Genomic DNA, 21204 nt, shown 5'->3' with positions numbered 1-21204 from the left:
ATGTCGCAGATGCCCCAGTTGTCCGCCTGCCCGAGCTGTGAGGAACCCCTCGAGTCGGGTGACCGTTTCTGCGGCGCGTGCGGATACGACCTGTCCGCCGTGCCGGCACGGCCTCAGGACAACCCGACCATCACCATGAACGGCTCGGTGCCCGCGCAGGGCGCCCCGGCCGGTGCGTATACCGAGCCCCCGCCGGCGCCACCCGCCGGCGCGGCCTGGCCCGCCGCCGGGCCGGACGGCGCGGGCGCCCCGGACGCGGTGCACCTGCCGACGGACCTGCCGGGCACGGACTCCGGCGGCTCCGCGCTGCCGCCCGAGACGCCCCCGCCCCCCGGCGTCCCGCCGGCCGCGGCCGGGGGCGTGCGGTTCGACCGGCCGCCGCAGCCCGAGGGGGCCGCCGCGTCGCCGGAGATCTACCAGACACAGCCCGACGAGTACCTCCTCCAGGCACCGGACCCACGGGTGTCCGCCGAGCCGGCGGCCCAGGCCGCGGGCGCCGGCGGCAAGGTCTGCGTCGCCTGCCGGGCCGGCCGCGTGGACGACGACGGCTACTGCGAGAACTGCGGCCACGCCCAGCCGCGCGAACGGGACCACATGGAGCAGGAGTCCGGCCCGGTGGCCGCGGTCAGCGACCGCGGCCTGCGCCACCACCGCAACGAGGACGCGTTCGCCATCGGCACCACCGTGCTGCCCGACGGCTCCCCCGCCTCCGTCGCGGTCGTCTGCGACGGCGTCTCCTCGGCGACCCGCCCCGACGACGCCTCCGCGGCGGCTTCGAAGGCGGCGGGCGAGACGCTGCTGGCGGCCCTGCCGCGCGGCACGCACCCGCAGCAGGCGATGCACGACGCGATCCTCGCCGCCTCGCGCGCAGTCAACTCCCTCGCCGGGGAACCCGCCACGGTCCGTGAGCAGGCCCCCCACCAGAACGCACCGGCGTGCACCATCGTCGGCGCCGTGGTGACGTCGGGCCTGCTGATCGTCGGCTGGGTCGGCGACAGCCGCGCCTACTGGGTCCCGGTCGACCGCGGCGCTCCCCCCGCCCGGCTCACCGAGGACGACTCGTGGGCCGCGCAGATGGTCGCCGCGGGCCTGATGAACGAGGCCGAGGCCTACGCCGACGAGCGCGCCCACGCGATCACCGGCTGGCTCGGCGCGGACGCCTACGAGCTGGAACCGCACACCGCCGCGTTCAAGCCGGACCGGCCGGGCGTGGTGGTGGTCTGCACGGACGGCCTGTGGAACTACGCGGAGGCCGCCGAGGAGATGGCGCGGGTCGTCCCGCTCGATGCCGCCACGCATCCGCTGCACAGCGCCCGGGTGCTCGTCGGCCACGCCCTGGACGGCGGGGGCCACGACAACGTAACAGTGGCCCTCGTGCCGTTCCCGGCCCTGCCCCAGGGGGCAGGATCGGCCTGAGGCCGCGTACGGGGACGCCTCGGCGGACCGGAGGGGACCGGTCCGCCTACCGTCATCACCCCGCTGCGGCGGGGGCTTTCGAGGGGGATCGAAGCAGGCATGGCCAATTTCTCGAAGTCGAACGCGCCCCAGTTCTCGGTGGACGTGTACCAGAACGAGTACCTGCCGGAGGGCGCCGGCGAGGTCAACGCCATCGTCACGGTGACGGCGACCGGCGGCGGCACGATCGGCAGCGCGGTCGCGGCGCCTCACCTCTTCTCGCCCGGCCAGGGCCCGTCCGCGGCCGTGGCGGTCATGGTCGACTGCTCCGGGTCGATGGACTACCCGCCGACCAAGATGCGCAACGCCCGCGACGCCACGGCCGCCGCGATCGACACCCTGCGCGACGGCGTGCACTTCGCGGTGATCGGCGGGACGCACGTGGCGAAGGAGGTCTACCCGGGCGGCGGTCGCGTCGCGGTCGCCGACGCCACCACCCGCGAGCAGGCCAAGCAGGCGCTGCGCTCGCTCAGCGCGGGCGGCGGCACCGCCATCGGCACCTGGCTGAGACTGGCCGACCGCCTGCTGTCCTCCGCGGACGTCGCGATCCGGCACGGCATCCTGCTCACCGACGGCCGCAACGAGCACGAGTCGCCCCAGGACCTGAAGGCCGCGCTCGACGCGTGCGCCGGGCGTTTCACGTGTGACGCACGGGGCGTGGGCACCGACTGGGAAGTGAAAGAAGTCACAGGGATCGCCTCCGCCCTGCTCGGCACCGCCGACATCGTCGCCGATCCCGCCGGGCTCGCCGCCGACTTCACGCAGATGATGGAGACGGCGATGGGCAAGGAGGTCGCGGACGTCTCCCTGCGGCTGTGGACCCCGGTCGACACCACCGTGAAGTACGTCAAGCAGGTCGCGCCGACGGTCGAGGACCTGACCGGCCGGCGCACCGAGGCGGGCCCGCGCGCCGGCGACTATCCCCTCGGTTCCTGGGGAGACGAGTCCCGTGACTACCACGTCTGCGTCGAGGTCCCGGTCGCGCACATCGGGCAGGAGATGCTGGCGGCCCGGATCTCACTGGTCATTCCGCAGCCCGACGGCAGCGTCCGGAACCTCGGCGCGCAGGGCCTGGTGCGGGCCGTGTGGACGGACGACATGGTCGCCTCGACGTCGATCAACCCTCAGGTCGCCCACTACACCGGGCAGGCCGAACTGGCGCAAGTCATCCAACAAGGGCTGGATCTCCGCAAGTCGGGAGATATGGACGGAGCAACGGCCAAACTGGGCCGGGCCGTTCAGCTCGCGAGTGCCTCCGGGAACGCCGATACTGCGAAACTGCTTGCGAAGGTGGTGGACGTGGTCGACGCCGCGACCGGTACTGTGCGACTGAAGGCGAAGGTCGCGGAGGCGGACGAGATGACGCTCGAAACCCGGTCCACCAAGACTGTTCGTGTCAAGAAGTGACCTGGAAGAGATCGAAGGAGGGACGCGCCGACATGCCGACCTGCCCGAACGGACACCAGTCGGGTTCCGACGACTGGTGCGAGGTCTGCGGTCACCGCATGGCGGGTGCCGTGCCTCCGCCTCCTCCCCCGCCGCCCCCGCCCGGCGGCTACGGCTTCCCGCCCCCCGCCGGCCAGGGCGGCCCCCAGGGCCCCGGCGGCCAGCCCGGCGGGCGTCCGCCGCACCTGTCCGCCGTACCGAACGCCGAGCCGGAGCTCTGCCCGCAGTGCCGTACGCCGCGTGAGGGCGGCGCCCCGTTCTGCGAGGAGTGCCGGTGGAACTTCCTGACGAACACGGCGACGTCGTACACCCCCGCGGCCCCGCCGCCCGGCCCCGGCGCGCGTTTCCAGCCGCCGGGCCGGCAGGGCGGCCCGCCGCCCGGTCCGTCGTACGGCGGCGGTGACTCCTACGAGCACCAGGGCTCTCGTCCGTCGCAGGTGAACCGCCCGGCCGAGCCGATCCCTCCGTTCGGCGGCGACCCGTCGGGCCGTCCCGGCCCCGGCGGCCCCGGCGGCCCCGGCGGCCCCGGCGGCCCGCAGGGCGGTGGCTACGGCTACCCGCAGCCCGGCGCTGCCCCGCCCCCGCCCGGCCCCGGCGGTCCCGGTGGCTTCGGCGGCCCGGCCGGCCCCGGTGGTCCCGGCGGCCCTGGCGGCCCCGGCGGCTTCGGTACCGACCCCTCCCGGCCGGTCCCGCCCCCGCCCGGTCCCGGTGGCCACGGCGGTCCCGGTGGTCCCGGTGGTCCCGGTGGCGCTCCGCAGGCTTACCAGTCCGGCCCGCCGGCCCCGCCCGGATTCCCGCAGGAGACCCAGCGGCCTCCGCAGCAGGGCGGCCCGTCCTTCGGCGGTGACGACGACTGGGTGATCCCCCCGCCGTCGTCCGGCCCGGGCGGCCCTGGCGGTCCCGGCGGCCCCGGCCAGGGCGGCTACGGCTACCCGCAGCCCGGCGCGACCCAGGCCCCGCCCGGCCCCGGTGGCTTCCCGCAGCAGCCGCAGGCGCCGCAGGGACCGACGACGTGGACCGCGACCATCGGCCCGGACCGCGACTACTTCATGGCGATGATGCAGCGCTCCGGCCCGGAGGCCGCGGGTCTGAACCTGCCCGCGTACTCGCCCGAGCAGCAGCGCACGCTCACCGGCAACCAGCTCACGATCGGCCGCCGCCGGCACTCCACGGGCGAGTCCCCTGACATCGATCTGTCGGTGCCGCCGGAGGACCCGGGCGTCTCGCACCAGCACGCGGTGCTGGTGCAGCAGCCGGACGGCAGCTGGGCGGTCGTCGACCAGAACTCGACGAACGGCACGACGGTCAACGGGTCGGAGGACCCGATCCAGCCGTTCGTCCCCGTACCGCTCCAGGACGGCGACCGGGTGCACGTGGGCGCCTGGACGACGATCACGATCCGGCGCGGCTGAACGTCACGACGGGAGGGGCCAGACGTACGGCCCCTCCGGGTCGTCCAGCCAGGCCCACTCCCGCTCACCGCTGACGGTGATGCCGTAGCGCTCGCGCTGCGGCCTGCCCTCCTGCTCCCAGAGCGCGTGCGCCTCCTGCGGGTCGAGGCTGCCGCGGGTCAGGGCCAGCAGGAAGCGGAACAGCTCGTCCTCCCGGGCCCGGCGCGGCACCCCGCCCAACTGGACCGGCTCGCCCCCGGGCCCGCCGGCGCCGCGCAGCGGCACGAAGTAGGCGGGCGTGTGCAGGAAACGCCCCTCGGCGTGCCCGGCGCGCGTCACCGTGAGCACGATCAGGCCGGTGGCGAGCGGCATGAGGATCCGGCCGCCGGGGCGGCTCTGGGCGACCCAGGCGCGCGGGACGGTGCTCAGGGCACACGTGGCGATGATCCGGTCGAACGGCGCGCGCTCCGGCACGCCCCGGGCGCCGTCGCCGGTGACGACGGCCGGGTGGTACCCGGCGGCTGCCAGATGCCGGCGGGCCGACTCGGTGATCTCCGGGTCGAGGTCGACGGTGGTGACCTTGTCGTCGCCCAGCCGGTGGGCCAGCAGCGCCGCGTTGTAGCCGGTACCGGCGCCGATCTCCAGGACCGTATGGCCGTCCGCGACGCCCAGCGCGGCCAGCATGTCCGCCATCAGGGACGGCTGGCTGCTGGACGACAGCAGCTCGCCGTCGCGCAGCCGGGTGGCCAGCGGGGTGTCCTCGTAGGCTCCCCGCATCCACCGCTCCCGTGCCCGGGGGTCGGTGCTCTCCCCCCAGCGGCGTTCGTAGCCGCCGGCGACGCCGACGTAGTAGTACGGCACGAAGAGGTGCCGCGGGACCGCCGCGAAGGCCTCCCGCCAGCCCGGATCGGCGGCCCAGGCGCCGCTCTCCTCGATCCGCCGCACCAGCGCCGCCCGCGCGGCGGCGGCGAGACCGTCGAGTTCCCTGCCGGATGCGTGGCCGCCCATGTCTCCACAGTAGGGGCAGGGTCCTAGGTCCTGGGTCCTATGCCGCGGCGTCTGAGACCATGGATCGCGTGAATGAGATTCGGCGCGGCACGCTTCAGGAGCAGACCTTCTACGAGCAGGTCGGCGGGGAGGAGACCTTCCGTCGGCTCGTCCACCGGTTCTACGAGGGAGTCGCCGAGGACCCGCTGCTGCGGCCCATGTACCCCGAGGAGGACCTGGGCCCGGCCGAGGAGCGCTTCGCGCTGTTCCTCATCCAGTACTGGGGCGGCCCCACGACGTACAGCGAGAACCGCGGCCACCCGCGGCTGCGGATGCGGCACGCGCCCTTCGCCGTCGACCGCGCGGCGCACGACGCGTGGCTGAAGCACATGCGGGTCGCCGTCGAGGAGCTCGGCCTGTCCGAGGAACACGAGCACACGCTGTGGAACTACCTGACCTACGCGGCTGCCTCGATGGTCAACACCGCGGGCTGACGCCCGCCCGGGGGCCCGGTCAGCGGACGCTGACGTCCAGCGCCCCGAGTCCGGCGCGTCGTACGGCGACGGATCCGTACGGCGTGCGCAGCCTCAGCCACGCGCCCGACGAGAACAGCGCCGGCGGCGCTCCCGGCCGCAGGAAGCCGAGGGACTGCGCGGCATGCACGGCCCGGACGGGGAGCCCGGTGTCCGCGACCGTACGGGACCAGATGTCGTGTCCGATCCGGTCCAGTTCGCTCCGCGTCCGCCGCTCGGAGGGCAACTCCTGCGTACGGGACCGGAACTCGGCGACGACGGCGGCCACGAGGGACCGCAGGGCGTCCGGCGCCGGCAGCCCCGGCTCGGCCCGCCAGCCACCGCGCGGCGGCAGCACGCCCGCCCACGGCGGCCCGGTCACCGCCCCCGGCACGAGCGCCGTGCCGGCCTTCTCGTCCACCGACTCCAGGAACTCACCGGCGGACACGGTCACGTCCAGCGTGGCCTCGAGCCCCTTCTCGTACGGCTTCGCCAGCCGCACCGCCCGCACGGCCAGCACCTCGAAGGACGGCGGCCGCCCGAACACGGCCAGTGCGGTGCCCGCGGCCTGCAGACGCACCGCTGCCCCACGGTCGTAGTGGAGCAGCCGGGAGAGGAAGGCCGCGAGATCCGCCGCCTCCCCCTCGTCAGCGAGGTGGAGGACCGTCATGCGGCGACGGCCTCCTCCTCGGCGTCATCCATGTACTCGCGGAGGAACTCCCGTTCCTCCGCGGTGATCCGGCGCGGGCGCTGCGTCTCGAAGTCGAACGGCACTATCACCGTCGAGGCCCGCACATAGACCTGGTCGTCGTCCTTCACCTCGTAGGTGAGGGTGAAGGATGCGGCCCTTATCTCGGTGACCCACAGCTCGATGTCCACCGGGTGGTGCCGGTGCACGAGCTGGCGCTTGTAGTCGATCTCATGGCGTGCCACCACGGACCCCTGCTTGAAGTCCTTCTCCGGGCGGAACAGGAAGTCGATACGGGCTTCCTCCAGGTAGCGGAGGAACACCACGTTGTTGACGTGGCCGTACGCGTCCATGTCCGCCCAGCGCAGCGGGCAGCGGTAGATGTGCCGCAAGATCGATCAGCCCCGGGTCAGCTTCTTGTAGGTGGCGCGGTGCGGACGGGCGGCGTCCGGACCGAGCCGCTCGATCTTGTTCTTCTCGTACGACTCGAAGTTGCCCTCGAACCAGAACCACTTGGACTCGCCCTCGTAGGCGAGGATGTGCGTGGCGACCCGGTCCAGGAACCACCGGTCGTGGGAGACGACCACGGCCGCACCCGGGAACTCCAGCAGCGCGTTCTCCAGGCTGGAGAGGGTCTCGACGTCGAGGTCGTTGGTCGGCTCGTCGAGGAGCAGCAGGTTGCCGCCCTGCTTGAGGGTGAGCGCGAGGTTCAGCCGGTTGCGCTCACCGCCGGAGAGCACGCCGGCCGCCTTCTGCTGGTCCGGCCCCTTGAACCCGAAGGCCGACACGTAGGCACGCGACGGCATCTCGACCTGGCCCACGTTGATGTAGTCCAGCTCGTCGGAGACGACGGCCCACAGCGACTTCTTCGGGTCGATGTTCTCGCGGCTCTGGTCGACGTAGGAGATCTTGACGGTGTCGCCGACCTTGATGGCGCCGGAGTCCGGCTCCTCGATGCCCTGGATCATCTTGAACAGGGTGGTCTTACCGGCACCGTTCGGGCCGATGATCCCGACGATCCCGTTCCGCGGCAGCGTGAAGCTGAGGTCGTCGATGAGCAGCTTGTCGCCGAAACCCTTGCTGAGGTTGCTGACCTCGACGACGACGCTGCCCAGGCGCGGGCCCGGCGGGATCTGGATCTCCTCGAAGTCCAGCTTCCGCATCTTGTCGGCCTCGGCGGCCATCTCCTCGTAGCGGGCCAGACGCGCCTTGGACTTGGCCTGCCGCCCCTTGGCGTTGGACCGCACCCACTCCAGCTCTTCCTTGAGCCGCTTCTGCCGCTTGGCGTCCTTCTGCCCCTCGACCTTGAGGCGGGCGGCCTTGGTCTCCAGGTACTTGGAGTAGTTGCCCTCGTAGGGGTAGAGGCGACCGCGGTCGACCTCGCAGATCCACTGGGCGACGTTGTCGAGGAAGTACCGGTCGTGGGTGACCGCGACGACGGTGCCGGGGTACTTGGCCAGGTGCTGCTCCAGCCAGTTCACCGACTCGGCGTCGAGGTGGTTGGTGGGCTCGTCGAGCAGCAGCAGGTCGGGCTGCTCCAGCAGCAGCTTGCACAGCGCGACGCGGCGGCGCTCACCGCCGGACAGGTTGGTGACGGGCCAGTCGCCGGGCGGGCAGCCCAGGGCGTCCATGGCCTGCTCCAGCTGGGCGTCCAGGTCCCACGCGTTGGCGTGGTCGAGGTCCTCCTGGAGCTTGCCCATCTCGTTCATGAGCTCGTCGGTGTAGTCGGTCGCCATCTGCTCGGCGATCTCGTTGAACCGGTCGAGCTTGCCCTTGATCCCGGCGACACCCTCCTGGACGTTCTCCAGGACGGTCTTGTCCTCGGTCAGCGGGGGCTCCTGGAGCAGGATGCCGACCGTGTAACCCGGAGTGAGGAAGGCGTCACCGTTGGACGGCTGCTCGATGCCGGCCATGATCTTCAGGATCGTCGACTTGCCGGCGCCGTTCGGGCCGACGACGCCGATCTTCGCCCCCGGCAGGAAGCTGGTCGTCACGTCGTCGAGGATCACCTTGTCGCCGTGCGCTTTGCGCGCCTTGCGCATGGTGTAAATGAACTCAGCCAAGAGAAACCGTCCGGCAGCTTGAAACTGGCAGTGGGCAGATACACCCCATCTTGCCGTACCGCCAGGCCTGGGCGGAAACGCGTAAGGCCGGGGGGCTGTGACCTGGGGGTTCGCTGCGGACAGCTGGACTCACCCGTCACTGTCGGTCGTCGTTGATCGGCCCGGAGCCCCACACGGCCCTGGGACGGCGCGGAGGTGATCACTCGGCAGCACGCATCGGGGGAGCTCCGCTACTACTGCCTGATCGCAGGCCGACCGCCCTCGCCCCTTCAGGCCGCCGACGCGCCCAGAGGGCCATCCTCGAAGAGCCTGCGTCCACTCGGCCCACCACGGCCATCAGCCTGTGGTCAGGTCGGCTCGCATTGCCCTGCGGAGGGAGTCTGCGCTTATGTCGGGCCCGTCGAACCGGTCTCGTAGGTCTCGGACACGCATGAACGCCTGGTCGGCCGCGTCACCGAGCTGCGCAGGAGCGATGATCAGCATTTGGTAGCGGAGGTGGTAGGCGTTGGTCGATCCCAGGATCTCGCCCGCCTGCTCTATGCGTTCCTCTCTGCGGCATGATCGGGCTGCTTTGTCCGGCACGGGCGAGGCCGTCCGACGCCACGGTTGCTGTACAGCACTGCCGACTCGGCCTGGCAACGGCTGTGCTCGTCGTTGCCCCGCTCAAGCACCCGTGGCTTCGGCAACGCAGACGTACACGGGCGGTTGGGCACCGCCCTCGCTCGGGAAGTCCAGGACGCCTGGGCAGGTCATCCTGGTGCCGGGGTACGCCCCCTCGCAGGTCTGAGGGCTGTCCGAGAAGACGGAAGTGCCGTCCTGCTGGATCACCTGTCCGGCTGAGCCGACCAGGTAGGCACCACACCGAAGATCCGCCGGCTGATCTTGCGATAGGTTCCCCGCCATGACCGGACTCGGGCCCGTCGCCTGGCCGCCTGCCCCGATCAGGACCGAACGGCTCGTACTCCGCGAGTCCGACGCCCAGGACCGTGCGGCGTTCATCGAGCTGTTCGCGTCGCCAGAGGTGGGTACCTACATCGGCGGCCCCCGGCCGCGTGCTGAGCTCGCACGCGCAGTGCCTGAGGTGCCCGGGCGGCGCCCCGGCCTCTTCGTGATCGATCTCGACGGAGCGATGATCGGCATGATCACTCTCGATCGGCGCGAGGCCGAGCGTCCCGGACACGTTCGTCCGGGTGCCGGAGAGGCCGAGCTCGGCTACATGCTCCTGCCGGAGGCGTGGGGGCGCGGGTACGCCGCCGAGGCGTGCGCAGCGGCACTCGACTGGTTCGGTAACGCGCTTCCCGGCGAGCCGGTGGTGCTCTGCACGCAGACCGCCAACGACCGCGCACTGCGCCTCGCGAGGAGGATGGGGTTCACCGAGGTGGAGCGGTTCGAGGAGTACGGCGCCGAGCAGTGGTTCGGCGTGAGGTCCCCGGTCGCGCCGTCCGGTCCGCTCGAGTTCAGCCCAGCCCGCAGCGATCGAGTGCAGCACGAACCAGGTTGAGCCCCTCCACCCTCCAGTGGTCCCGATCAGGCATCTGGTCGTCCCGGCGCCAGCGCCAGGCCGAGAACATCGCCCAGTTCAGGGCGCGGCACCGGTGAATCAGGTCCTTGTCAGCCCCCGCATAGTGCTGTCCCACTTCTTCGGGCGCATGGGCGAGGTCGAACTCGATCGGTCCTCGGCAGCAGGTGGCGAGGTCTACGAAAAGCGGCCCTCTCCTTGTGTTCAGGAGGTTGCCCGGGTGCGGCTCGCCGTGCAACAGCTGGTCGCCGGCTGTGTCGATGCCGATCGCGGCGCTCAGACCACTGAGTGTGTCGCTGAGGAGTTCCCGGTCGGATGCGGGCAGCTCAGGGGAACGCTCATGGTCGTTCACCTCTCTCAGTGCCGCGGCGACTCGGTCGGTGAAACGCGGTGCGTCCAGATCGATCTGACGCAGGGCGGCGTGGTGGCGCATGAACGCGTCTGCGTAGTCGGTCGGCGTGATCTCTGACCCCACAGGCTCGTAGTAGGTCCAGAGCGAGATGGCGAAGGCATCACGCACATGGACTCGAGGCGCGACCCGAGGCTCGAGCGCGGCCACCGGAGCGTCGACGTCGGCGAGACGCCGGGCAACCTCTACTTCGAACTCGGAATCAGCCAGATGCGCCGAAGGTGCGACCCGAGCCAGAACATCGCACGGGACCAGACGCAGCACGACCCGGTCCGAGTTGTGGATGACGACCACATCGTCGACCTGAAGGCCCAGCTCCGAAGCGGTCGCCCGTCCTGCCTCAACCGCGCGGCGAAGTTCCGATGGCTCCACACCGCCCCCCTTCCCCTCCTGGGCCCTGTTGCGCCTCAGCGACAGATCCTTGTCCACCTAGGCGAGCCTGGGCAACGTCTTTGGGCTGACCTGGAGCGCCCCCTTCTCTTCCTCGACGTCGAGGGTCCGTTCATCTGGGTCGACGACGAGATCAGTGCCATGGTTCGCCAGTGGGTCGCCGCCGGCCACCCAGGACCGTCGCTGCTTCACCGCGTCGGCCCGTCCAAGGGCCTCCTGGCCGCCGACTTCGCCCCTCTCGCGGATTGGCTTCGTGCCGTCGCGCCCTGATGAGCACCGTTTGAGCCCTCCATCCGATGCGGCCGACCACCCGCTCACGCGTGAGCCGGGCCGGCCGCTCGGACACCTACTGTCCGGGGGCTGAAGCGGCGTTCGTCCGGGTCACTCCCCCGCCGTCGACTCCCTGCGCCGCAGCACGATCAGGGTCGCCCCGCCGATCACGACCAGGCCGATGGCGACGCCCGCGATCAGGGGAGTCATCTCCGAGCTGCCCGTCTCGGCGAGGTTGGTGTCCGTGGCCGTGCCGCCCACCGTCGCCGGGCTCGGTTCGCTGAGGGTCTGAGTGGTGGTGCCGGTGTCGCTGCCACGGGTCTGGCAGTCCAGCATGCCGGTGAAACGCTTCTCGAAGCCGCCGGGGCCGTGGATCGTGAAGTCGTAGGCCTGGTCCTCCTGGAGCGGGACCGTCACCGTGCGGGACTCGCCCGCGGCGATGGTGTGCTCCAGACCGGCCAGTTCGAAGGTGAACGGCTCGTCGCCCTGGTTGGACGCGATGATGTCGACGCCGCCCTCGGCGCAGTTCTTCGCCGCCGTCAGCGCAGGGATCGGGCCCCGCTTCGCCCAGGTCGCCCCGGCCGTCGCGGACACCGTCGACTCGCTCGAGCCGGCCAGGATCTGTGTCTGGCTGCGGTTCTCGGAGGCGAAGGCCCGGCCGACCGGCACGGTGGTCGAGGCCTGCACGGTCAGTTCCGCCGTGCCGGCTGCCGTGTCCTCGGGGACGTCGAAGAACACCTGCCCGCCGTCGGACGCGGAGGTGACGGCCTTGCCCTGCTTGTCGACCACCCGCACGCCGCTCGTGGCGGCGTCCGCGGGCGGGGTGACCGTCGCGCTGCCGGCGTTGGTGCGCACCGTCACCGGTCCGATCCGCTCCCCCGGCCGGCCGGAGACCGCGGACGGCTCGAGGGTGAGCGAGGCCCGGGGCTCGGGCAGCGTGCGGGCGCTCTTCTCCAGGTAGTCCGCGAGCTGCTCGGCCTGCGGGTCGAGGGCGTCGACGGCCACGTCGTCCGAGTAGCGCCAGATCGCAACCTGTGTGCCGGCCGCCGCGTCCTGCTCGGTCAGCGCACCCCGCACGCCCGCCTTCCGCGCCAGCGTCGTGAGGTCGTTCACCTGCGGGTAGGAGTTCTGCAGGATCCAACGGATCTTACCGGCGTCCTTGTTGGCCCCCAGGGACGTGCCGCTCCAGGGCGTCTCGTGGTACTTGGCGTCCCGCTGCGTGGGGTTGTGCAGGTCGACGCAGTACGTCTGCAGCATGCCGCCGCCGTCGACGGACATCTCGAACAGGCCCGCCGAGATCTCCTGATCGCCGGTGCCGGCGTGTATCACGGCCGCGCCGTACGTCTTGAGGCCGCCTATCGTCGCGGCCGCTCCGCCCTGACTCCGCGTCGTCTCATCGGCGGCCGCCCGGCCGGCACCGGCCAGCCCGCCGGCGGCGACGAGCCCGGACACCACTGTCGCGGTGGCGAGGCGGGCGGCCCCTCGCCTGCGTACGAACAGCTCAGAGAACGCAAACACCAAATTCCCCTTCGAGCAGGACCCGTTGACGTGGGGGGACGGTCCCACCAGCAGAATCAGAAGCCTCACAGGACACAAGAGTCCCGACAGCCATGTCCGGCATCCTAGGGACGCGGGGGACGCCGCCCGCCGGTCAGACCGCCGGACGAGTGATCCGACTCGGAATCGTTATCGCAAGATCCCCGACGAGCAGGGCTTATCGACAAATCCACCCCTGGCCGTTCGGTGTGCACTCGTCGATAAGCCGCAGTCCGGGCAGGCGGCGGGGCGATTGACGTCACGTCAATACAGCTGGCTCCGGGGCGTGTTGGTTCTGCGCGCCCGCCGGTTCCGCAGAGCCCTCCGGCGGCGTCTCCCAGTTGGGCTCGGGCTGCGTCGGCGAGGGTGCCGTGTCCGGCTTGCCCGCCCTCCTGAAGGCCGAGGTGCCCCAGGCCAGATCGTGGCCGATGGCCACCGCGTCGATGTCCGCCGACGTCCAGCTCTGCCCCTCGCGTACGTCGGTCCGCACCTTCAGCCTGCCCTGCACGATCACGGGCTCGCCGACCGTCAGCGACGCCGCCGTGTTCGTGGCCAGCTGGCGGTTGGCCCACACCGTGAAGAAGTTGGTGTGCCCGTCCGTCCATGTGTTCTTCTCGCGGTCCCAGTAGCGCGCGGTCACCGCCAGCCGGAACCTCGCAGACGGGCCGGACGCCACCTCCCGGTACACCGGCTGCGTCGCCACCCTGCCGACCGCGCAGACCATCGTCTCGTTCATCGCGAACCCTCCCTCGCCCGGATCACGGCAACGCACCGGGCCGACACGCGTACGGGCCCGTCCCGTACGGCTGCGTCTGCCAGACTGCCGCCGCCGGGCCGGGCCCGCTGAGCGCTGTGGATCACCACCCGCCTGTGGACAACGCCGCCACCCGCAGGGGTGACACCGGGTGGCTCGGAGCACCGACGCCACCCCCTGCGGCCCGTCACAGCCGCCTCGCCCGGAGCCACCGCCGCCCTGCCCGGCAGCCAGCAGTCTCATCCCCGAGCCGCAGCCCCCTGCCCGGCAGCAGCCTCACCGCCGGAGCCTCGCCACCACCCGGGCGCCCCCCTCCACCCGGCGCGTCCCTCCACCCGGCGCGTCCCGCACCGCCGTAGCCTCACCGCCCCGCACCCACCACCCTCCCGTACTGCTCCCGGACCTCCCGGTACCGCAGCAGCTCCGCCGCCACCGGATCCAGGACCCGCGCTCTGCCGCATCCGGCCGCCGCCTCCCGCAACCGGCGTTCCGCCTCCAGTCCGTAGCGCCGGGCCGGGCCGCGGGCCGCCAGCCGGCAGCTCCACTCGATGAGCGGGCCGCCGACGATGCCGATCACCATCAGCAGCACCGGCACCCCCAGGTTCGGCGGCATGACCCCGATGATCTGGCCCAGCAGCCACAGCCCGCCCAGGAACTGCAGGATCGTCATGGACGCCTGGGTGAGGACGGCCACCGGCCACCACCCCGGACGCGGCGGCCGCCCCGCGGGCAGACCCGCGCGCGCGGTCAGCTCGTCCAGCGCCTCGGGCAGCCCCTGCGAGCCGCGAGCGGCCGCTTCCCGCACGGCCTGCGCCCAGGGCGTCGGCAGCCCGGCCGAGGCCCGATCGGCCACGGTCCGTACCGCCTGCTCGACCCGCTGGCGTGCGGTCGCCTCCTCGTCGGCCTGCGTGCGCGAGGGGAGCCGGCCCGTGGTGGGCTCGCCGCGGTCCTGGTACCAGCGCCACAGCCGCAGCCAGGGCGTACCGCAGGCACGGTTGGCGTTGCGCAGCCACGCCCGCTCGGCCGCCTCGCCCGCCGCCGTGGCGCCCACGGCGTCCGCGAGCCGGTCGGAGAACTCCTCCCGGGCCTGTTCGCTGAGCCCCGTCCGCCGCTGGGTGGCGTAGACGGGCCACAGCCGCGCGGCGGCGATGTCCACGTCGGCCGAGATGCGGCGGTTCGGCGCCCCGCGCTCCGAGACGAACTGGCCGAGCACCTCGCGCAGTTCTCCGACCCCGTCCCCGGTGAGGGCGGACAGCGCGAGCACGGTCGTGCCCGGTTCGCCGTACTCCCCGAGGGCGATGCCGTCCTCGTCGAGGAGCCGCCGCAGATCGTCGAGGACCTGCTCCGCGGCCTCCCCGGGCAGCCGGTCGACCTGGTTGAGGACGACGAACATGACCTCGGCGTGGGCCGCCATCGGCCGCAGATAGCGCTCATGGAGGACGGCGTCGGCGTACTTCTCCGGGTCGACGACCCAGATGACCGCGTCGACGAGCGCCAGGATGCGGTCCACGTGCCGGCGGTGCTGTACGGCCGCGGAGTCGTGGTCGGGCAGGTCGATCAGGACGAGTCCGCGCAGCGGCGACTCGCCGTCCCCGGTCGGCAGCGGCCGGCGGCGCAGCCGGGGCGGGATGCCGAGCCGTTCGATGAGGCCGGCCGCCCCGTCGCTCCAACTGCACGCGATGGGCGCGGCGGTGGTGGGACGGCGTACGCCCGTCTCCGAGATGGTCACCCCGGCGAGCGCGTTGAACAGCTGCGACTTGCCGCTGCCGGTGGCGCCCGCGATGGCGACGACGGTGTGCTGTCCGGAGAGCCTGCGCCGTGCGGCCGCCTCGTCGAGCACGCGGCCGGCCTCCGAGAGCGTCCGGCTGTCCAGGCGGGTGCGGGAGAGCCCCACGAGTTCGCGCAGGGCCTCGAGGCGGGAGCGCAGCGACCCCTCGTACACCAGCGGGGTCACCGCCGGTGGAACGGCGGAGCGGTGGTCCGTCATGGGGAACCGGTCTCCTTCGGCTGTCTCGTTGACCCGGCGCGCGATGAGCCCGTCGTCCCAGGTTTCGGTGGAGTCGGTGCGTGTCGCGCGCTCGCCGTCCGAGGCGCCCCGGGCGGCGGCGCTTCCCGCCTTGTGCGCGTCGTCGTCCGGCTGATCGGCGTGATCGGTGGGGTCCTGGTCAGTGACGGCGGTCACCGGTCACCTCTCCTTCTGCAGTACGGACAGCGCGGCGATGAGTTCGGCCTGGGGTTCGGGGTGGACGCCGAGCGCGTCGAGCGGGGCGAGCCGGCGCTCGCGTTCGGCGTGCAGGACCCGGTTCACGTGCTCGGTGAGCAGCCGCCCGGCCCGGTCGCGCAGCCGCAGCGCGCCATGGGCGCCGATCCGCTCGGCGAGCCCCTCCCCGGCCATCCGGCCCCGGCGGCCGCCCAGCAGGGAGGTGGCGACCAGGGCGGCGACCAGCTCCGGGTCGGGCGCGAGGTTCCGGTCCAGTTCGCGCACCTCGTCCTCGGCGTGTTCCTCGAGCTCCCGCCGCCACCGCCGTACGGCGAGTCCGATGCGGTGCTCGGCGCTGTCCGCCGCGGGTTCGCGTGCGGCGAGTTCCGGGGCGGCCGACGCCGGTTCACGCCGCCAGGCGTCGTCGACGCGCTCGTCGGCGGCGGTGACGGCGCACAGCAGCAGGGCGCTGAGGCTTTCCACGAGCGCGTCGAGGAGTTCGGCGGCGGTGCAGTCCAGAGGGAAGGCACGCCACCGCTTGAGCGCGTCGCCGGCGAGCACGGCCCCGGACTGCAACCGGCCCCGCATGCGCGTGTGCTCGCTGTCGTACGCCCCCTCGACGGCGGAGGTGAGCCGTAGTGCGGCGGCGTACTGCGCGGCGGCGGCACCGGCGAGCTCGGGCATCCGGGACTTCAGGGAGTCGAGGACGCCGTACGCCGTGCGGGCGAGGACGTGCTGCCGGGCCGCGGGGTCCTGGGCCTGGTGGACCAGCCAGGTGCGCAACTGGGCGACGGCGGAGGCCGGCAGGAGGCCGCCGCCCCAGGCGGACTCGGGCAGCTCGGGCACGGTGAAGCGCGGTACCTCGCCGAGCCCGGCCTTGGTGAGCAGGGCCCCGTACTGCCGTGACACCTCGTTGACGACCTGGTGGGGCACACGGTCGAGCACGGTCACGAGGGTGACGTCGTACTCCTTGGCGGTGCGCAGCATGTGCCAGGGGACGGCGTCGGCATAGCGGGCGGCAGTGGTGACCATGACCCAGATGTCGGCGGCGCAGATGAGTTCGGCGGCCAGGACGCGGTTGTCGGAGACCAGGGAGTCGATGTCGGGCGCGTCGAGGAGGGCGAGGCCGGGCGGGAGTGTGTCGGCGGTCTCGACGCGCAGCACGCGCGCGGGGTTCTCGCCGGGAAGCAGCAGGTCGTCGGTGGAGTCCTGTTGGGGCACCCACACACGCGTGAGGTCGGGCAGCACTCTCATCCCGCTGAACCAGTGGTGGTCCTCCGGATGGCAGACCAGCACGGGGGTGCGTGTCGTCGGCCGCAGCACGCCCGCCTCGCTGACCCGCCGTCCCACGAGGGAGTTCACGAGTGTCGATTTCCCGGCTCCGGTCGACCCGCCCACGACGGCCAGAAGCGGTGCTTCGGGATCCCGCAACCGGGGCACCAAGTAGTCGTCGAGCTGCGCGAGGAGTTCGTCGCGGTTGGCACGCGCGCGTCGGGCCCCCGCCAGGGGCAGCGGGAAGCGCGCGGCGGCGACACGGTCGCGCAGGGCGGAGAGTGCGTCGAGCAGCTGAGGCCGTACGTCCAAGGTCACCACATGTGAAGAATGCCCAATTTTAGGGGAATTCTGAAGCATATGAGCATGTCTGCGCGCCGACGGAACACAAGGGATGGAAGGGACGACTGGGACACAGGCACACTCCAGGCATAACGAGTGCACAACACCCGATGCCTCTGACGCCAAAAGCGATGCACGATTCGTACCTGCCTGCGATTATCAGGACCGCTTCACTGAACCTCCACATCGAGCCACGGAGGCGAAGCAACAGGGACAAGGACGCGGGAGCCCTATCCTTGTCCCCGGCGACGTCACGGATCGGCCCACACCCGGGCACCACGACAGAGGCCACCACACCCGGCCCCCGTAGCTCAGTGGATAGAGCAGGCGCCTTCTAAGCGCTTGGCCGCAGGTTCGAGTCCTGCCGGGGGCGCAAGTCTCCGCCCTCCCGTCCGGGAGGGCTTTTTGCTGGTCAGGGCCTGTTCCAGCCCGTACGGCGAGGCCCCGGACGCCCTCTTGGTGATCAAGGTCGGGCTCCGGGGCTGCCGGCTGATACCGGTGGGAGCCGCCGCCCGTCCTCGCCGCGCCCGATCCGCACGTCGTAGAGTCGGCCTCGCCGACCCCTCCCGACCCCGGAAAGGGACCGCCGTGCGGCTGCGCTGTGCTGTGCTGGACGACTTCCAGAAGGTGGCGACCGAGGTCGCCGACTGGTCATCGATCGCGGACGACGTCGAGGTCGTCCTCTTCGACACCCACATCGCCGACGAGGGCGCCCTGGCCGCGGCACTGGCCGACTTCGACATCGTGGTGACCCTGCGGGAGCGCGTGCCGTTCCCCAGGTCGCTGATCACCCGTCTGCCCCGGCTGAAACTGATCGTCGCCTCCGGCATGCGCAACTCGGTCATCGACTACGCGGCCGCCGCTGAGCACGGCGTCACGGTGTGCGGCACGGCCAGCTCCTCCACCCCGCCCGTGGAACTGACCTGGGCTCTGCTGCTCGGCCTCGCCCGGGGCCTCGTCGAGGAGAGCAACGCCCTGCGCTCCGGCGGCCCCTGGCAGTCCACCGTGGGCGCCGACCTGCACGGCCGGCGCCTCGGGCTCCTCGGCCTCGGCAGGATCGGCAGCCGCGTGGCCCAGGTCGGCCTCGCCTTCGGCATGCACGTCAGCGCGTGGAGCCAGAACCTCACCGCGGAGCGCACCGACGAGCTCGGCGTCGAACTCGCCCCCTCCCTGGAGGACCTCCTCACCGGCAGCGACTTCGTCTCGATCCACCTCGCGCTGAGCGACCGCACCCGCAGACTGCTCGGGCCTGCCGAACTCGCCCTCCTCAGGCCGACGACGTACCTGATCAACACCTCGCGCGCGGCCATCGTCGACCAGGAAGCCCTGCTCGGCGCCCTGCACGAGGGCCGGATCGCCGGCGCCGGCGTCGACGTCTTCGACATCGAGCCGTTGCCCGCCGACCACCCGATGCGCACCGCCCCCCGCCTCCTCGCCACCCCGCACCTCGGCTACGTCTCCCAGGCCAACTACGCGACGTACTACGGGCAGGCGGTCGAGAACATCCGCGCGTTCCTCGCCGGCGCGCCCGTACGACGGCTGCCTTGACGGTCAAAGACACGCACATGGCCGGGACCCGGTATCGGGTCCCGGCCATGGCCCGCTGTGCGGGTGGGCTCAAGGGGCGCGCCGTGAACGAGGCACCTCGGTCTCGGCGGGCGTCAGGCCTTCTTGCCGGGGACGACGGCGCTGCTGACGCAGGAGACCTGGCTGTGCGAAGTCGGGCACTCCTGCGTCGAGTGGTTGACGACAGTGACCTTGCCCTTGTCGGTGGTGTACGTGTACTGGCTCAGTTCCACGCAGCGAACGTGACCGTTGCCGTCGTCGACGCACTTGCCGGGGCCACCGTTGGCAGAGGCCTGGGCGGCACCGACACCGATCAGAGCAAAGCTCCCCAGAATTCCTGCTACCGCTGCGATCTTCTTCGAAGTGAGCATTTACCTTTTCCTTTACGGTCGACTCGCCGCCGCTGGGCAGCGGAGTCGTTCCGGACGCATTACCGGTGAAGAAGCCAAGCGGCAGGCCCCGGGGCTCGGACACCTGGTTCGAGCCCCGGGGCCTGCCTGATCACCTGGTCGGTGATTACTTGCCCAGGGAGAAGGTCTGCGAGCAGGTCACAGACTCGCGCTCGCTGTTGTCCTGGTTGGCGAGACCCAGGATGGCGAGGTTGACGTTGATGTCGTCGATGTTGATGAGTCCCTCACGCGAGTCGTTCTGCTGGCACGACTGGGCCTGCTCGTTCTCGAGCTTGAACTTCTCGTCCCCGTCCGCAGCGTGACCAACGCCAGCGCCAAGGAAGCTGACGCTGCCGAGCATGGCCACGACGACTGCGGCCTTCTGGTACTTGCGCATTACTTCTCCGATTTCTCGAATCGACACAGACCGTAATGGACTGGTCACCGACAGTTGCCAACCCTAGGCGGCCGATACGTTTCTTGACCGGGCGAAACGCCCAATCGCGTATGTTTCTGGAAAAGACGTTTTATAGTTCCGCTCACCGACGCGCAGCGAGTGACCGAACCCCGAGTCACCACCGAGGGCCGCGCACGCCGTCAGGCACACGGAGCCCGCACCGGCCGGCGGAGGCGTCAGGCGCCCTTGAGGGGGATCACGGCACTGTCGACACAGCTGACCTGGCTGTGCGACGTCGGACAGGTCTGCGTCGAGTCGTTGACGACGGTGACGTTCCCGCGCTTGTCCTTGATGACCTGGTACTCACTCATCTGCACGCAGCGGACGTGCCCCTTGCCGTCCTCGACGCACGTACCGGGACCACCCTGGGCCGAGGCCTGGACGGCACCGACCCCCATGAGAGCGAAGCTCCCCAGAACCGCCGCCACCGCCGCGGTCTTCTTCGTGTTGAACATCTGCCTTTTTCCTTCAGTCAGGCGGCAGGCCCCGGGGCTCGGACACATGGTTCGAGCCCCGGGGCCTGCCTGGATCAACCTGATCAGTGGCCGCCACGCAGCGAGAAGGCCTGCGAGCAGTTCAGGGACTCGCGCTCGCTGTTGTCCTGGTTGGCCAGGCCCAGCAGAGCGGCAACGTTGACGTTGACGTCGTCGATGTTGACCAGACCCTGGGTGCTGTCGTTCTGCTCGCAGGACTGGGCCTGCTCGTTCTCGAGCTTGAACTTGTCGTCCCCGCCCGCAGCGTGACCAACGCCAGCGCCGAGGAAGCTGACGCTGCCGAGCATGGCCACGACGACCGCGGCCTTCTGGTACTTGCGCATTACTTCTCCGATTCTCGAGTCGACACGAACCGTTATGGTCCGGTCACCGACAGTCGCTAAGATAAGCGTCGTTTGCGGCTTTTGCCACGCGAAACGCGCCGCGGCGTGGCTTTCTTGTGAAAGCGCCCGTCATGGCGTTGCCGTGCATCCGCCGGATGGGTCCCTGTCGGACCACCGCCCCGAACCGGCTGCCGTGCCCGCCAGCAGACCCGGCAGAAAGCCGGGGACGAGCAGACGGCCGCGATCAACACCCATTTGGCGGAGCCCCTGTTCAAGATGGGTGATCCGGAGAAGATTTCTCGTGACCGGATGGGGGTCGTCGCGTTGAAAGGGCAGTGCGGCGCTCGTACTGCTGCCGCACTTACCTAGTCAGTAAGGGAGAACGTGATGTCTCGCATCGCGAAGGTTGGCGCTGTTGCTCTCGGCACGAGCGCCGTGGTGCTCAGTGGGGCCGGTCTCGCCGCCGCGGACGCCGGCGCCAAGGGCGCGGCCATCGGCTCGCCCGGCGTCCTGTCCGGCAACGTGGTCCAGGTTCCGGTCCACGTGCCGATCAACGTGTGCGGCAACACCGTGAACGTGGTCGGTCTGCTGAACCCGGCTGTCGGCAACGAGTGCAAGAACGAGAGCCACAAGAAGCACGACAAGAAGAGCGGCAAGAAGAGCGGCCACCGCCACTGACTTCCGCTGTCCTGACCCGAGAGCCCCGGCCCCCGAAGGCCGGGGCTCTCCCCGTGTGCCCGG

The 21204-nt window shown here is 71.3% G+C and carries 20 protein-coding genes and 1 tRNA gene; 8 read left to right on the top strand and 13 right to left on the bottom strand.

What is annotated here, in order from left to right; genetic code table 11:
- From IO24_RS0100935 to IO24_RS0100925, 3 genes are all read left to right on the top strand, one after another.
- Positions 1-1416 (top strand): PP2C family protein-serine/threonine phosphatase, encoded by a 1416-nt coding sequence (locus tag IO24_RS0100935; RefSeq protein WP_107062876.1) that lies wholly within the window; start codon positions 1-3, stop codon positions 1414-1416.
- A 99-nt stretch (positions 1417-1515) separates the two neighbouring features.
- Entirely contained in the window at positions 1516-2862 is a 1347-nt protein-coding gene (locus IO24_RS0100930) for a vWA domain-containing protein (protein WP_031130692.1), read from the top strand.
- A 32-nt stretch (positions 2863-2894) separates the two neighbouring features.
- Positions 2895-4313, top strand: a complete 1419-nt coding sequence (locus tag IO24_RS0100925; protein ID WP_031130691.1) for an FHA domain-containing protein — start codon at positions 2895-2897, stop codon at positions 4311-4313.
- A gap of 3 nt (positions 4314-4316) precedes the next feature.
- On the opposite strand, the gene IO24_RS0100920 is transcribed toward IO24_RS0100925, so the two are convergent.
- Positions 4317-5300, bottom strand: a complete 984-nt coding sequence (locus tag IO24_RS0100920) for a methyltransferase domain-containing protein (RefSeq protein WP_031130689.1) — start codon at positions 5298-5300, stop codon at positions 4317-4319.
- 59 nt (positions 5301-5359) lie between these two features.
- Between IO24_RS0100920 and IO24_RS0100915 the strand changes: the two genes are divergently transcribed.
- Positions 5360-5773 carry a globin gene (locus tag IO24_RS0100915; protein WP_031130686.1) on the top strand — a complete coding sequence of 138 codons (414 nt, stop codon included), beginning with the start codon at positions 5360-5362 and terminating at the stop codon, positions 5771-5773.
- A gap of 19 nt (positions 5774-5792) precedes the next feature.
- Here IO24_RS0100915 and IO24_RS0100910 read toward each other — a convergent pair whose 3' ends face one another.
- The 3 genes from IO24_RS0100910 to ettA are packed head-to-tail and all read right to left on the bottom strand — an operon-like array spanning position 5793 to position 8542.
- Complete coding sequence (locus tag IO24_RS0100910) at positions 5793-6461, bottom strand: DUF8185 domain-containing protein (protein ID WP_031130683.1); 669 nt, start codon at positions 6459-6461, stop codon at positions 5793-5795.
- A complete protein-coding gene (locus IO24_RS0100905) occupies positions 6458-6871 on the bottom strand; it encodes an acyl-CoA thioesterase (protein WP_031130681.1) in 414 nt (137 codons plus the stop codon). The genes IO24_RS0100910 and IO24_RS0100905 overlap by 4 nt, the downstream gene beginning before the upstream one ends.
- A gap of 6 nt (positions 6872-6877) precedes the next feature.
- Positions 6878-8542, bottom strand: a complete 1665-nt coding sequence (gene ettA / locus IO24_RS0100900) for an energy-dependent translational throttle protein EttA (protein ID WP_031130678.1) — start codon at positions 8540-8542, stop codon at positions 6878-6880.
- A gap of 901 nt (positions 8543-9443) precedes the next feature.
- Here ettA and IO24_RS0100885 point away from each other — a divergent pair.
- Positions 9444-10043 (top strand): GNAT family N-acetyltransferase, encoded by a 600-nt coding sequence (locus tag IO24_RS0100885; protein ID WP_045295869.1) that lies wholly within the window; start codon positions 9444-9446, stop codon positions 10041-10043.
- Here IO24_RS0100885 and IO24_RS0100880 read toward each other — a convergent pair.
- The 5 genes from IO24_RS0100880 to IO24_RS0100855 all read right to left on the bottom strand — a co-directional run bounded on the left by IO24_RS0100880 (position 10000) and on the right by IO24_RS0100855 (position 17213).
- Entirely contained in the window at positions 10000-10842 is an 843-nt protein-coding gene (locus IO24_RS0100880) for a phosphotransferase (protein WP_078898855.1), read from the bottom strand. The two genes, IO24_RS0100885 and IO24_RS0100880, sit on opposite strands and share 44 nt — an antisense overlap.
- 399 nt (positions 10843-11241) lie before the next feature.
- The gene (locus IO24_RS0100870) at positions 11242-12651 is read right to left on the bottom strand and encodes a Cys-Gln thioester bond-forming surface protein (RefSeq protein ID WP_031130667.1); all 1410 of its coding nucleotides are present in this window, start codon (positions 12649-12651) and stop codon (positions 11242-11244) included.
- Positions 12652-12925: 274 nt separating this feature from the next.
- Positions 12926-13402, bottom strand: a complete 477-nt coding sequence (locus tag IO24_RS0100865) for a single-stranded DNA-binding protein (RefSeq protein WP_031130665.1) — start codon at positions 13400-13402, stop codon at positions 12926-12928.
- Between the two features lie 379 nt (positions 13403-13781).
- Complete coding sequence (locus tag IO24_RS0100860) at positions 13782-15602, bottom strand: YfjP family GTPase (protein ID WP_031130663.1); 1821 nt, start codon at positions 15600-15602, stop codon at positions 13782-13784.
- 3 nt (positions 15603-15605) lie between these two features.
- The gene (locus tag IO24_RS0100855) at positions 15606-17213 is read right to left on the bottom strand and encodes a dynamin family protein (RefSeq protein WP_031130661.1); all 1608 of its coding nucleotides are present in this window, start codon (positions 17211-17213) and stop codon (positions 15606-15608) included.
- A 321-nt stretch (positions 17214-17534) separates the two neighbouring features.
- On the opposite strand from IO24_RS0100855, the gene IO24_RS0100850 reads away from it, so the two are divergent.
- Positions 17535-17607, top strand: a tRNA-Arg gene (locus IO24_RS0100850).
- Between the two features lie 215 nt (positions 17608-17822).
- Complete coding sequence (locus tag IO24_RS0100845) at positions 17823-18782, top strand: D-2-hydroxyacid dehydrogenase family protein (RefSeq protein ID WP_031130660.1); 960 nt, start codon at positions 17823-17825, stop codon at positions 18780-18782.
- A 113-nt stretch (positions 18783-18895) separates the two neighbouring features.
- Here IO24_RS0100845 and IO24_RS0100840 read toward each other — a convergent pair whose 3' ends face one another.
- The 4 genes from IO24_RS0100840 to IO24_RS0100825 all read right to left on the bottom strand — a co-directional run bounded on the left by IO24_RS0100840 (position 18896) and on the right by IO24_RS0100825 (position 20463).
- Positions 18896-19171, bottom strand: a complete 276-nt coding sequence (locus tag IO24_RS0100840) for a hypothetical protein (RefSeq protein WP_031130658.1) — start codon at positions 19169-19171, stop codon at positions 18896-18898.
- A 145-nt stretch (positions 19172-19316) separates the two neighbouring features.
- Positions 19317-19586 (bottom strand): hypothetical protein, encoded by a 270-nt coding sequence (locus tag IO24_RS0100835; protein WP_031130657.1) that lies wholly within the window; start codon positions 19584-19586, stop codon positions 19317-19319.
- A gap of 236 nt (positions 19587-19822) precedes the next feature.
- On the bottom strand, positions 19823-20101 hold the full coding sequence (locus IO24_RS0100830) for a hypothetical protein (RefSeq protein WP_031130655.1): 279 nt from the start codon (positions 20099-20101) through the stop codon (positions 19823-19825).
- An 83-nt stretch (positions 20102-20184) separates the two neighbouring features.
- Positions 20185-20463 (bottom strand): hypothetical protein, encoded by a 279-nt coding sequence (locus tag IO24_RS0100825; protein WP_031130653.1) that lies wholly within the window; start codon positions 20461-20463, stop codon positions 20185-20187.
- 387 nt (positions 20464-20850) lie between these two features.
- On the opposite strand from IO24_RS0100825, the gene IO24_RS0100820 reads away from it, so the two are divergent.
- Positions 20851-21141: a chaplin gene (locus tag IO24_RS0100820; RefSeq protein ID WP_031130651.1), complete on the top strand. Its 291-nt coding sequence runs from the start codon at positions 20851-20853 to the stop codon at positions 21139-21141.
- Positions 21142-21204 lie beyond the last annotated feature (63 nt).

Origin of the sequence: Streptomyces flavovariabilis (assembly GCF_000725785.1) — a bacterium.
In the GTDB taxonomy this organism is placed as follows: Bacteria; Actinomycetota; Actinomycetes; order Streptomycetales; family Streptomycetaceae; genus Streptomyces; species Streptomyces hawaiiensis.
Note: the sequence above shows the minus strand (reverse complement) of the source record. Positions and strands in the feature narration are given on the sequence as shown.